The organism is Streptomyces sp. GQFP, assembly GCF_021545335.1.
GTDB lineage: Bacteria > Actinomycetota > Actinomycetes > Streptomycetales > Streptomycetaceae > Streptomyces.
In genome coordinates this window covers 1432069-1444845 of record NZ_CP089312.1, presented here as the reverse complement: position 1 = coordinate 1444845, position 12777 = coordinate 1432069, and the positions used below count along the sequence as shown (strand labels likewise).

At 71.5% G+C, this 12777-nt stretch carries 8 protein-coding genes and 1 pseudogene; 5 read left to right on the top strand and 4 right to left on the bottom strand.

From position 1 onward, the window contains the following. Nucleotides 1–300: 300 nt before the first annotated feature. Nucleotides 301–549, bottom strand: a pseudogene (locus LUX31_RS06360) (hypothetical protein); the annotation flags it as partial. Nucleotides 550–626: 77 nt separating this feature from the next. On the opposite strand from LUX31_RS06360, the gene LUX31_RS06355 reads away from it, so the two are divergent. After that, nucleotides 627–857: a hypothetical protein gene (locus tag LUX31_RS06355; protein ID WP_235473768.1), complete on the top strand. Its 231-nt coding sequence runs from the start codon at nucleotides 627–629 to the stop codon at nucleotides 855–857. A 53-nt stretch (nucleotides 858–910) separates the two neighbouring features. Here the strand turns inward: LUX31_RS06355 and LUX31_RS06350 are convergent, their stop codons facing one another. The 3 genes from LUX31_RS06350 to LUX31_RS06340 form a co-directional block, all read right to left on the bottom strand. Beyond that, complete coding sequence (locus LUX31_RS06350; RefSeq protein WP_235473766.1) at nucleotides 911–3739, bottom strand: golvesin C-terminal-like domain-containing protein; 2829 nt, start codon at nucleotides 3737–3739, stop codon at nucleotides 911–913. A 179-nt stretch (nucleotides 3740–3918) separates the two neighbouring features. Further along, the gene (locus LUX31_RS06345; RefSeq protein WP_235473765.1) at nucleotides 3919–6114 is read right to left on the bottom strand and encodes a trypsin-like serine protease; all 2196 of its coding nucleotides are present in this window, start codon (nucleotides 6112–6114) and stop codon (nucleotides 3919–3921) included. A gap of 50 nt (nucleotides 6115–6164) precedes the next feature. Further along, complete coding sequence (locus tag LUX31_RS06340) at nucleotides 6165–6710, bottom strand: hypothetical protein (RefSeq protein ID WP_235473764.1); 546 nt, start codon at nucleotides 6708–6710, stop codon at nucleotides 6165–6167. A gap of 391 nt (nucleotides 6711–7101) precedes the next feature. On the opposite strand from LUX31_RS06340, the gene LUX31_RS37435 reads away from it, so the two are divergent. From LUX31_RS37435 to LUX31_RS06310, 4 genes are read left to right on the top strand one after another with little or no spacing between them, the layout of a single operon-like run. Further along, nucleotides 7102–10461, top strand: coding sequence for an ALF repeat-containing protein (locus LUX31_RS37435; protein WP_268828120.1), 3360 nt, complete (start codon nucleotides 7102–7104; stop codon nucleotides 10459–10461). Nucleotides 10462–10516: 55 nt separating this feature from the next. Then, a complete protein-coding gene (locus tag LUX31_RS06320; RefSeq protein WP_235473762.1) occupies nucleotides 10517–11923 on the top strand; it encodes a NucA/NucB deoxyribonuclease domain-containing protein in 1407 nt (468 codons plus the stop codon). A 14-nt stretch (nucleotides 11924–11937) separates the two neighbouring features. After that, on the top strand, nucleotides 11938–12585 hold the full coding sequence (locus LUX31_RS06315; RefSeq protein WP_235473761.1) for a DUF6461 domain-containing protein: 648 nt from the start codon (nucleotides 11938–11940) through the stop codon (nucleotides 12583–12585). Next, nucleotides 12582–12767, top strand: coding sequence for a DUF397 domain-containing protein (locus LUX31_RS06310; protein WP_235479810.1), 186 nt, complete (start codon nucleotides 12582–12584; stop codon nucleotides 12765–12767). Before LUX31_RS06315 ends, LUX31_RS06310 begins: the two co-directional genes overlap by 4 nt. Nucleotides 12768–12777 lie beyond the last annotated feature (10 nt).

The following is a 12777-nucleotide window of genomic DNA, read 5'->3' as shown; positions in this document are numbered from 1 at the left end:
CGCGGCTCGCGGCTCGCGGCTCGCGGCTCGCGGCTCGCGGCTCGCGGCTCGCGGCTCGCGGCTCGCGGCTCGCGGCTCGCGGCTCGCGGCTCGCGGCTCGCGGCGACGATCTTGTATCACACGTCAAGCCGTGCTTCCACCCTCCATGTCGGGACCACCCTCGCTGCTCGTGAACAGGTACACGGTAACCAGGGTGCCCGACAGCCCGGATCACCGAGGGCGGGCCGGAGGTCACGACGGCGTCGTTCCGCCCCGACGGCCGCACCCTGGTGACGGGCACGGGAGAGTCCGGCAGCTGCTTTACAGAGCGCTCGCCTCGGGGCACAGCGTCAGAGGGCCCGTCTCATGGAACACCTCACCCCTCACCCGCTCCACCATCGCCTTCACCAGCCCCGCGAACAGCGGGTGCGGGCGGGTCGGCCGGGAGCGCAGCTCCGGGTGGGACCGGGCCGCGACCAGGTAGGGGTGGACGTCGCGCGGGTACTCCACGTACTCCACCAGCTTGCCGTCCGGGGACGTGCCCGAGAACAGCAGGCCCGCCTTCTTCTTCCGAACTCGGCGCGGGCCTCGGTGTCGCCGTCCTCGGCACCGCGCTGACCCTCGTCTACCGCACCGGCCTGCCCGAGGTGCCGGGCCTGAGCGCCGGGGACCGGGCCCACGCCGAGGAGTCCTTCTCCGCCGCCGAGGACGTCGTCGCGCACCTCCCGCCGGCCACCGCCGACGCCGTCCTCACTGCGGCCCGCCAGGCGTACGACCACGGCTTCACCGTCGTCGCGGTGATCGCGACGGCGGTGCTGGTCGGTACGGCGGTGATGGCGGCGCTGATGCTGCGCCCCAAGGCGTCCCAGGGCACCTGACCACAGCCGGTGTTCTGCTGCACCGCTCCGTCGTGGATGCCTTCCCGGGCCGGTTACTCGATGAGGCGTACGGCGTCGGCGACGACGTATCCGTCGGCCGCGTCGGAGAGTTCGACGGTGGCCGGTTGTCCGGGTGTGAACCGGAAGCTGCCGAGGGACACCCATTGGCCTCCGCGTTCGCGCTGGTCGACGGGTATCACGGTGGAGCCGTCGGCGTGGTTGACGACGTAGGGGGCGTTCGACGCCCGGTTGGTGTGAGCGGTGAACCAGACGGCTACCTCGTACCTCCCGCTCGTCGGCACCTCCAGCCGCCAGCGCACGACCGAGCCGCCCGTGCCGGCGGGCCGGGTGCGGTAGGTCGGACCGTAGGACCCGGCGACTCCCGTCGCCTTGTTCCACTCGCCCGACACCACCTCATAGCGCGAGGCGTCGTCGTTGTCGGCGACGACACCGTGGTGCGTGGTGCGTACGGCGTCGGCGACGACGTATCCGTCGGCCGCGTCGGAGAGTTCGATGGTGGCCGGTTGTCCGGGTGTGAACCGGAAGTTGCCAAGGGACACCCATTGGCCTCCGCGTTCGCGCTGGTCGACGGGTATCACGGTGGAGCCGTCGGCGTGGTTGACGACGTAGGGGGCGTTCGACGCCCGGTTGGTGTGAGCGGTGTACCGGACGGCCACGTCGTACGCCCCGTCGGCCGGTACGTCCAGCCGCCAGCGCACGACGGCGCTGCCCGTACCGGCGGGCCGGGTGCGGTAGTTCGGGCCGTAATACCCGGCGACTCCGCTCGCGTTGTTCCACTCGCCCGAGACGGTGTCGAACTCGGCCGAGTCGTTGTCCGCGACGGCGCCCCGGTAGGCGAGACGTACGGCGTCGGCGGCGACCGTCCCGTCAGCGGCATCCGTGAGTTCGATCGTGCCCCCGCCACCGCCGGAGAACGCGAAGTCGCCGAGCCGTACCCATCGTCCCCCCTCGGACCGCTGGTCCACCGCGACCGTGCTCTGGCCCTCGGCGTGGCGGATCACGTAGGAGGCGTTGGATGCCCGGCCGGTCCCGGGCGGGAACCAGGCGGAGACCTCGTACACACCGCTCATCGGCACATCCGGCCGGAACCGCACCTTCGCGGTGCCGGTCCCCGCGGCATGCGTGCGGTGGCTCTGCCCGTACTCCCCGGCGGCCTTCTCCACCCGGGGCCAGGTGCCCGACACCACCTCGAAGCCGCCGCCGAAGTCGTTGTCCGCCACTGCCTTCGGGGCGTCGGAGGGGTGTCCGCCGGAGGTCAGGAGCAACTGGTCGGCGGTGACGACGCTGCCGCCGCCGTGCCCCTGGCCGGCCAGGGCGAACCGGATCGAGTGGCTTCCGGCGGCCAGCGGGACCGTACCCAGGCGGTAGAGCTGGTAGCCCTCGCCCACCGTCGCCGTCGGGTCGATCAGACCCTGGCTGAGCGCTGTGCCGTCGATGCTCGCGCGGAGCTGTCCTGCGTCTGCGCGGCGCTGAAGCCGGACGGCCACCTCGTACGTGCCCGCCGCCGTGACGTCGAAGGGGACATCGACGTAGTCGCCGACCTCCGGAGCCGTGTACCTCAGCGTCCTGCCGCCCCGCGCGTTGGCGTCGGACACGACCGGCGCCGCGGCACCCGTGTCGGTACGGGCCTGTGCGGTGGCCAGTTCGTACTCGTGCCGGGAGAGTCCGGGACCGGTGGCAAGGCTGTCGCGCCCCTTGGTCAGCCACTCGAGGTCGAACCGGGCGATCGAGACGCGCTCGGGGTACGTGTAGTCGGCGCCGTCCCGGCCGTAGACCAGCAGGATCGTGCCGTCGGACAACCGGGCGAGGTCCGAGTAGTAGGACGCGCCCGGATTGATCACCCGGCTGTAGCGGTAGCTCGCCCCTTGGTCGTACGAGACCGAAACGGTCATGTTCTCCCGGGCCGAGGCGTCCGGCCGGCTGAACAGCACCCGGTCGACCGGGTCGCGACTGTACTGGAGCACGCTCGCGTCCACCGAGACGAACTGTCCGGTAGAGCCATCGATCACGGGTGCGGACCAGCTCTCGCCGCCGTCCGTACTCGTCGCGGTGATGCGGTAGCGGGTACCGCCCGAGCCCCACCGGCCGTTGAGGACGATCGCTCCGTCCCCGCGTTCGTAGACGCGGCTCTCGTTGACCGGGTACGAGACGGACACCGGCACCCGGGCACTGCGCCGCCATGAACCGGGATCGCCGTGGGCGTCGCTGTACAGCATGTCGATGCCGTAGTCGGGGTCGGGGTCGGGAGCGCGGTGTTGGACGGGTATCAGCAGTCGGCCGTTCCGCAGCTGGATCCCGTGGCCGGGGCTCGGGGAGTTCAGCGTCCAGCCGTACGGGTTCGGGGCCGAGGAGAACAACGAGGTCAGTTCCTCGGGGGCCGACCAGCTGGCTCCGGCGTCGTCGCTCCGCTTGACGAAGATGGTCCCGCCGGACCCCTTGTAGAACAGGCACACCCGGCCCGTCTGTTCGTCCACCACCGGTGTCGGGTTGCCCCAGCTGTGGTCCGGATCCGTCGGGACCACGGGCACACTCGCCGACCAGGTACGCCCCGCGTCCACACTGCGGCGGACGACCAGATCCTTCGGTCCCGCATCGCTCTTCTCGGGTCGGCCCTCGGCGAACGTGAGGACGACGTCCTCGGCCAGCGCCTGCCCGTCCCCGGCGGGCGGCACGGTTCCTGCGGGGATCACCGTCAGGCCCTGCACATGGAAGCTGGCGTACCCGTCGGCGTCGGTCGAGTCCCACAGCTCGGACTCGGCGAACGAACCCGCATCAGCGGCCGCGGCTGCGGCCGACTCGATCGGGCCCGGTTCGGCCGTGCCCTGCGGGGCCGACAGCGCCAGTGACACCAGCAGGCTCACTCCCAGCGCCCGAAGCACCGTTCTTCGGATCCGGCGCCTCAGCCCGGTTCCCCTCATTCCCGTCCCCCTCATCGGTCCCGCCCATCTGTTCCCGCTCACGACAATGACGCACGCACGCTACTGGCATGGGCCCCGGAGGAAGTCCCCCCGGGGCCCGTCGTGCCCGTGGAGCCGGCGGGTCAGCGGATCGCCATCCCGAAGGCCTTGCCCGTCAGGGCCAGGCCGTTGAGGCCGGGCTGGTACGTCGTCACCGTCGCGCCCGTGCCGCCCATGGCGTTCGACCACGGCAGGCCGTGGATCGCGCCGCGCTCGGCCGGGCCGTGCGGCATGCCGATCCACAGATGCGTGCCGGTGGCGTTCAGGTACTTGCCCACGAGCTGCGACGCGGCCGGAGTGCCGGGCAAGCCGCGGCCGTTGCCCGCCTCGATCCAGTGGTCGGAGTCGCCCGGTGCGCCCAGGAGCGAGAAGGTCTGCACGATGCCGGCGTCCGTCGCCGTACCGATGTCCTTGCCGGGTACGCCGACCGCAAGCAGCATCGTCGAGGCCGTGCCGACCGAGCCCGGCGCGGTGTTCGCGGCGGCCACCTGCGTACCGAAGCCGTCACCGGCCGCCGAGGCGCCGTTCACGCCCTCCGTTCCCTGGTGGATCGTGGCCAGTTCACTGACCGCGCCGGCCCCGGTCACCCGGAGCGTGGTCACCTGCCCGGCCTGCGCGAAGGAGGTGGTGCCCACCCAGAGCGTCTCGCCGGGCGTGCCGACCGCGAGGACGGAGTCGGTCGCGGCGGAGGCGCCGGAGGGGCGGTACGCGACCATCGAGAGCGACGAGCCGAACCGGTCGCCGGCCTCGCCCGCGTCGCTGACGCCGTCGGTGTCCTGGTTGACGCTCGCCACCGGGGTGGGGATGCCGTCCGCGTTCAGTTCGTGCTTCAGGACCGCCACCATGCCGGCATCGGCGCTGGTGCCGACCGTCTCGCCCGGCGAACCGACCGCGATGTGGTTCGGCGAGCCCGCGACGGCGGCACCGAACTCGTCGCCCGCGCTGATGACGCCCACCACACCGGGGGAGTCCTGGTGGAAGGAGGCGCTGGCGGACCCGCGCAGATAGTAGACGAGGCCGGCGTCGACGTACCCCTTCAGGTTCTTGCCGGGCGCGCCGATCAGCAGGTACGGCTCACCGGTGGCCGTCCGTCCGGCGGCCAGGGCGGCCCCCATGTGGTCGCCCGCCTCGGACGCGCGCTCGCTGATGGCGCCCGTGCCGGTGCCCTGCTGGAGGTTGAGGGCGGCCTTGCCATGACCCAGTCCGTCCGGGGAGCCGTAGAGGACGGTCACCCAGCCGGCGTCCGCCGTCGTGTCGACGTCCTCCAGGGGGGTGCCCACGGCCAGGTCGGTGCAGCCGTCCTCGTCGTAGTCGACGACGGCCAGCACACCGCCGAACTCGTCGTCCGCCTCGGCGCCACCGGGTACGTAGGACAGGTCCTGGTGGAGGGTCTCGCTGCCCTTGGCCGCGCCGTAGACGACCTTGACCAGGCCGGCTTCGGACAGGCCGGCCACGGACGCCTTCGGGTCGCCGACCGCGACGTCCTCGGCGGCGTCGCAGTTGAAGTCGGTCACGCGGGTCTCGGCTGCCTTGGCGGCGACCCAGGCGCCCAGGTCGTCGACGCGGGTGGCGACGCCTCCGGTGCGGGTCTCGTTGGCCTCGCTGCCGAGGCAACCACCCTGCCAGGAACGGCTGTTGACGGCGACCAGGGTGGCCTGACCGTTCGTCACCCGGACCGCGGGGCCCCCGGCGTCTCCCAGGCAGACGGCGGCGCCGTCCTTGCCGGTCACGGTCGCGGTGGTCGCGTCGGAGGCGTCCACCGAGAAGGCACCGGTGTGCAGCTTCAGCGGGGCCCACTCGTCCTTCGTACGGCCGTATCCGGCGACGCGCAGTTCCTCCCCGGCCGTGGGCGCGGTGCTGGCCAGGGCCACCGGGGTGGCGGTGGTGACCGGCCGGGAGAGACGGGCGAGGACCAGGTCGCGGTCGGTGCGCGGGACCAGTTCCACGACCTGGAGGACCTGGCCGGCGGTGGTGGTGAGGTCGGTGCGGCCGATGGTCGCGGTCGTCTTCAGCTTCGGGGCGCCGGTGGGCACGGTGAGGTCGGCGGCCGGGTTGTCGGCGAAGCAACTGGTCGCCGTGAGCAGCCACTCGGCATGGACGAGGGTGCCCGAGCAGGCCCGCGTCCCGTCGCCGATGTCGAGGCGGGCGGTGTAGGCGTAGGTGGCGTCGGACGCGGCGGTGCCGCTGACGGGGTGGGCCGGTACGGCGCTCAGCGCGAGGGGTGCGGTGACCAGGGCTGCGGTCAGTGCGGCCAGGCGCACGGGTCTGGTGTGTCGCATGGGTGACTGTTTCCTTGGTGGCTGGTCCGGCGAGTGGACGTGGCTGCGCACTACTTGGAGGTCCTGATCTCGACGAGCATGTGTTCGCGGCCCTGCTCGTCCGCGGCCTCGCCGACGGCGGTCCAGGTGTTCTTCTCGATGTCGAAGGACTTCTCCTCCGTACCGACGGTCATGTCGACCTCGGTGGTGTAGTCGTTGCCCTTGACGGCGTAGACCGAGGGGATCTCCAGGGTCAGCCAGCCGGAGTTGCCCACGACCCGGAAGCAGATCTTGTCGGTCTGCTCGCGGGCCCAGACCTCCAGCAGCCCGGTGCCGCTCGCGCAGTCGGCGAGCGTGATGTGGCCGTCGCCGCGCTTGAGGACGATGTTCTGCTCGGCCAGGATCTTGTCCGCGTTCGGGTACGCGAAGTCCTCGACCGCGTACCCGGGAGCCTCGTCCGCGACCGACGTGGCCGCCCCGGAGACGGGGTCGGAACCGCCGGGAACACCGGCCGTCAGGGCGACCCACGCCAGGGCGCCGACGGTCGCCGCGCCCAGCGTGCGGACCAGGAAACTCTTCCGCCGCAGTCTCGCCGTAAATGTGGTGCGTGCCTTCATCGCATTCCTAAGTTCGTCGCTTCCGATCGGTTTCCCAATGCGGCTGGAGACGGAATGAAGGCTTCCGATAATTCACCTGGAGCCCCCGTCCGAAAAAGACCCCCTAAATCCGGGGAGCCGCTTCGCCGTCGCCATGCCACCTTGCTCTCCCGGCTTTGTCCACTGCTCGAACACCCGCAAAACGTACGTCAGTTGATGCTCTGCTGTGAGCCGTGTCACCATCCGAAAGGGTTGCACGGGCCTTTGTGAAGAAATTGCAAAGGATGCTCTCGATGCTCTTCCCGGCAATGCGTCAAATTCATTGCCATGTGAACTCGCGTTGGTATGGTCGAGCCATTGCACAGGGAACCGCGTTCACCTCACCGGAAGAAACCACGAGGACGACACCCATATGCAGACCATTTTCTGGAGTCGTAGACGGCTCCTCGGCACACTCGCCGCAGTCACCGCCGCGGCGGCCTCGCCGCTCGCCCTGGCTCCCGTAGCCCGCGCCGCCACCGAGGCGGACACCGCGACCGAGGCGCTCGCGCTGCCGGACACCGACCGGGCGAAGGTCGTCAGGGCCTGGCTGGCGGCCGGGAAGGCCGGCCGGGCGGCGGCGACCTACGCGCTCGCCGGCACCGACGCCGACATCCGGACCTTCCTCACCGAGACGCTGCCGAAAGTGACGGTGGAGGACAACCGCGTCGCGATCGTCAGCTACCTCGCCCGTTCGGGCAAGGGCCTGCGCCGCGAGGCCGTCGCCGCACTCGACAACGGCGACAGCACCATCGCCGCCTTCCTCACCGAGGGATTCAAGCCCGCCCTCCTGGAGGACCTGCGTGTGGCGGCCTCCACCGTGTCCGCCACCGGCGACAAGGCGGTCAAGCGGGACGCGTCCGCCGCCCTGGCGACGGGCACGCAGAAGGCGCTGGAGGACTTCCTCACGGAGGGTCAGTTCACCGCCCGGCTGGAGGACGCGCGGACCCAGGTCACCGCCATGCTGCTCAAGGTCGGGCCCGAGGTGCAGAAGTACGCGAGCCGCGCCCTGAACGGCACCGCGACGGAGGTCCAGTGGTTCCTCGACACCGGCCAGCACATCGCACGCGCCCGCGACCAGGAGACCGCGACGATCGAGGAACTCGTCGCGGTGGTCGAGCGGGAGGGCAAGCGCGCCCAGGCCGAGACCGACCTGGCCGTCGAGGCGTCCGAGCGGGCCCAGACCGCGGCGGCGAAGGCCAAGGAAGCGGCGGAGAAGGCCGCGGCCGAGGCCGCCGCCGCGAAGGAGGACGTACAGAAGTCCGCGGCGGCCGCCCGCAAGGCGTCCAGCGCCGCCCAGGGCGCGGCGAACGCCGCCCGTAATGCCATCAACGCCTCCAATGCCGCCGTGGCCGCGTCCCGCCGCGCCTCCTGGGCGGCTGCCGCAGCCTCCCAGGCCGCGTCGACCGCCGGCGGCGCCGCGTCCCGCGCGTACAGCGCCGCCATCGCCGCGTCCAAGGACGCCTCGAAGACCGAGGCCGCCAAGAACGCCGCGGTCGCCGCCCGCAACTCCGCCGCCAAGGCGCGTGCCGCCTCCAAGGCCGCCGAGTACGCGGCGGCCGCCTCCGAACAGGCCGTCGCCGCCGGTAACTCGGCGGCCTCCGCCGCCCGTAACGCCGCTGCCGCCGCGAACGCCTCCGCGCAGGCCGCCGCCGCGGCCGGAGCGGCCCAGTCGGAGGCCGCCGAGGCCAAGCGCCAGGCGCAGATCGCGACCACCGCCGCCAACCGCGCCACCAACGCCGCCTCCACCGCGCAGGCCCTCGCCCACACCGCCGCCACGGCGGCCAGGGTCGCGCGCGATGCCGCCAACTCGGCCGCCGACCACGCCGAGAAGGCGGCCGACGCCGCCGACGAGGCCGTGAAGTACGCGGGCCAGGCCATCGACTACGCCAACAGGTCCACCGCCCATGCCGCCGAGGCCGTCAAGGCGGCCAACACCGCCACCAAGGCCGTCGCCGACGCGATCGCGGTGGAGCAGGCGGCGCGGGAGGCCGAACTGGCGCGCCTGGAACAGGAGAAGCTCCAGGGCCTGGACGAGGCCCTGCAGCTGTCCCAGGTCGAGGCGGTCGAGCGGGCCGAGTACGAGAACAAGCGCGCGCAGGAGGAACAGACCGCGCAGGCCGTCAAGGACCTGATCGCCGCGGCCGAGGACGCCCTCTGGAACGCCGGCGACCTGGCCCTCGCCGCCACGCTCGGCCGCAAGGCAGCCACCGGTCTGCTCACCGCCAAGGGCGCCTGGACGCGGGAGGCCGCCCAGTTCGCCCTGGCCGGCGGCGACAACGACGTACTGTCCTGGGTCGACCTGGACCGGGGCATCGCCCAGCACCAGGACGACCGGGAGACGGTCCTCTACATCGCCCAGATCTCCAGCCCCGCCATCGCGGAGGCGGCGCACGCGGCGCTGGCGAGCGGCAGCGCCTCGGCGGTGGGCGACTTCATCACCTCCGGGGTGATCCGCTCCTCGCAGGACGACAACCGTGTGCAGATCGGCCGCATCCTCGACCAGAAGCCCGGCAAGGCCGTCACCAAGGCGGCCAACGACGCGCTCGACGCGAACACCCCGGAGGCGTTGCAGAAGTTCTTCGACAAGACCTACCCGGACGCGATCCGGGAGGACGACGCCGTCACCACCGCGACGCTGGTGACCACCGGAGGCGAGTACACCAAGGCGTACGCGGAGGTCGCCCTGGAGGGACCGACGTGGATGCGCCGGAACTTCGTCCAGGTCGTGCAGTACGCGGCGGCCCAGCTCGACCACGACTCCGCCACCCACATCGCCGCGGTCCGCGGGGCGATCGCCGCCGCAGCCAAGATCGCCTACACGGCGCAGCAGAACGCGGAACTGGCGTCGAAGGCGGGAGCGGACGCCCGTCAGGCCGCCGCCGAGGCGAAGGAGTGGGCAGACAAGGCACTGGCCTCGGGGCAGCAGGCCGACCAGTACTCCACGCAGGCGAAGCAGAACGCCGACGCCGCGGACAGGTCGGCCGCCGACGCACAGGCCTCGGCGAACCAGGCGAAGGCGGCGGCGGCGACCGCACGCGGAGCGTCCCGCTCGGCGAACTACTCCGCCAACAAGGCCATCGACTCGGCCCGTTCGGCACTGAACTCCTCCTACAGCGCGCAGGCCTCGGCGGCCAGTGCCCGCGCGTCCCAGCTCGCCGCGGGCAAGTCCGAGGCGGAGGCGTCGGCCGCGGCCAGCCAGGCCCGCGCCATCGCCGTCCAGCTGCGTCAGGCCGAGATCGTCCAGGAGGCCCGTGACGCCGCCGAGAAGGCGCAGCAGGAACGGGACAGCGGGAGTGACCCGGCCGACAACGGCACCCACGACGACGTCAACGAGAACGGCACAGGACCGGAAAGGGAGGACTGGTGGTCGGACGCCGGCTGGTGGGCCGACGCCTTCAACACCGTCAGCGTCGCCTCGGGACTCATCGGCGCCGGACTGGGCCTCGCCAGCCTGGTCTTCCCGCCGCTGGCCCCGGTCGCCGCGTTCTTCGGCTACGTGTCCATGGGCGCCGGCGCGCTCGGCGCCATCTTCACCGGCATCGAACACGGCTTCACCAGCGGCCCGTTCATCGAGTCCGCCGGCCGTGCCGCCCTGGGTCTGGTCACGTACGGCCAGTCCAAGTGGGTCGTCCCCGTCGCCAAGAAGGTGGCCCCCGTGGTCAACAAGGTCGCGGAGGAAGGCAAGGAACTCGTGTCCTCGATCACCAGCGGTCTGTCCTCGCTCCTCTGACCGTCGCCGCGAGAGCGATCCCGGCGTCCTGGTTCGTTTACGGAAGGAACAGCACGTGCCTCACCACAACTGGCGCGGATTCGTCGTCGCGGTGTCGACCACGGCGGCGTTCTGCCTCACGGCGGGCGTCGGCTCCGCCACCGCGTCGACGCGGAACGACGACGCCCGCCCCGCCGACCGCCCCGTCACCGGCTTGCTCGACACGCCCGCCGAGGCCGGTGGCGAAGGACAGGGAACGCCGCGTTTCGCCGGCTCCGGATCCTGTACGGGGGTCCCGGCGGCCGTGCGCGCCACGCTGCGGACGGCGGTCACGGAATGCGTCACGGTGCGTACGCCGGAAGCCGCCCGGAACGACACGCGGGCCGCCGCCTCCGGAGCGGGGATCACCACCCTCGCCGCCGAAGCCGCCGCAGCTGAGGACGACCCCGACGAGTACGACCCCGGTGTGTACGACCCCGACCCCGGCGACCCGCCCGCTTCCGCGACCTGCACCATCACCCAAGGCGTGTACGAGTGGACCCGGACGGGCGGACTCTGCGGCAAGGTCCAGGTGACCTACACGCTGTACGACACGAACGGCAAATCCGTGGGCACTGGCCTGATCAACGTCTCGACGAGCCTGCGGACGCATGTGGCGGACACCGACCTCAGCGAGGACATCCGGGCCGAGGTCGTCCAGGTCACCGGCCAGGTCACGGCGTTGAACATCAGGTTCCGGACCGACTGCACCAGCGGCTGCCTCGCCACCCTGCGCACCCCCTGGTACGGGAACACCGAACTCACCACGGGACAGTCGAAGTCCGGCACGGTCACCTACAAGGGCTCGATTCCCGCGTCGGCGACCCGGGCCAGCTTCCAGACGAAGTACCAGATGTACGTGACCACGGCGGGCGCCACACCTGTGGACCCCTCCGCGAGCTGGTCGCCCCCCGCGGACGCGGTGATCAGGTGTGACTCGGAGATGCCGACGACCTCCGGCTGCGTCATCCCGTTCACGGACGACGAGGACGCGCCGATCCTGGAGTACTCGCTCTCCAACCCGAACCACGGTCAGGCGTCCGCGACCTATGAACTGGGCCTGCGGATGCGCGGCAGCAGTCTGTTCCACGGCGAGAACAAGGACGTCGGCAGCGCGAACCGGCGGAACACCTGCGGCTCCGCCAAGTTCACCAATCTCTTTCCCACCATTCCGGAGGCGGATTCCTGTGACGAATTCCCGTTCGCCGGAACGCAGGAAGGCGGAACCGACGGATCACTGTGCGCAGAGATCACGCCGACCAAGGTGAACGGAGTGTGGACCACCCCGCCCACCCACGCCGACAAGCCGGTCACCGATCAGCCCTGTATCCAGTCCCACATGCCCCTGTTCAACAACAAGTCCGCCGGTAGTGTCTACGGGAACTTCAAGAAGGACCAGCGCATCATCAAGGGCGACGCTTTCTGGATGACCATCACGCCCTGAAGGGACGAGCAGAGATGGCGGAGTTGTCGGCAGGCCCTTCCTCCGACTGGGTTCGCGCCGGATCGTGGTGCGTCACCTTCACCCGGGGCATCACACCGGACGACGTGCTCGCCCGCTACGGCGCACTCCCGGCAGACGCCCGGATCATGCCCAAGCCGGAGGCAGTCGAGCTCGGCGCCGCCGCCTACCGGGCCGGGACCCCGAAGTCGGTGCTGCGGGTGGGGTCGCTGAGCGACTGGTCGTTCTGCTACGAGGAATGGGGAGTCCTGGGCGGTATGCCCGGCCCGTTGGCGAGGCTCTCCAGCGGCACGGAGACCCTCACCGTCGACAGCAACGGAGTCGGCCTGGACACCTTCGGGCACTGGCGTGACGGCCGGTGCACCGAGGTGTACGAACCGGAGGACCCGGGCACGCCGTTGTCCTCGCCGCACCCCTTGTGGGATGCCTTCCAGGAACGACGGCACACGGCGGAGGAGGGCGAGTCGGCGCTGATGTCGGCGGTCCGGGTGATCGGCGACCGCATGGGCGCCGTCCTGGACGACGTCACTCTCGACGCCCCCCTGCCGACCGTGCTGCTCGGCGACGACGTTCCGCCCCGAAGATCCCCGCCCGCCGGCCGGGGCCGGGGAGCCCCGGTCCCACTCGCCGACGAGCCCGACTGAGGGAGAGCAGGGACGGTGTGGGCGGGGGGCCGACCCGTACGGTGCCGGTCGCCGGCTGTGTTCAGGTCGCCGTCGCCGAACTGGCCGTCTGCGTACGCGACTCCAAGGACCTGACGCGCCCTCACTTCTCGGTCGGCCGGGACGGCTGGACCTCGTTCGTACGCTACGCCGCGCACGGCTGAGCCCCTCGGC

What these genes read in the sequence shown, in the direction of transcription:
- LUX31_RS06340 (WP_235473764.1), bottom strand. Translation starts at nt 6,710, where the DNA reads ATGAAGGCACGCACCACATTTACGGCGAGACTGCGGCGGAAGAGTTTC.
- LUX31_RS06345 (WP_235473765.1), bottom strand. Translation starts at nt 6,114, where the DNA reads ATGCGACACACCAGACCCGTGCGCCTGGCCGCACTGACCGCAGCCCTG.
- LUX31_RS06315 (WP_235473761.1), top strand. Translation starts at nt 11,938, where the DNA reads ATGGCGGAGTTGTCGGCAGGCCCTTCCTCCGACTGGGTTCGCGCCGGA.
- LUX31_RS37435 (WP_268828120.1), top strand. Translation starts at nt 7,102, where the DNA reads ATGCAGACCATTTTCTGGAGTCGTAGACGGCTCCTCGGCACACTCGCC.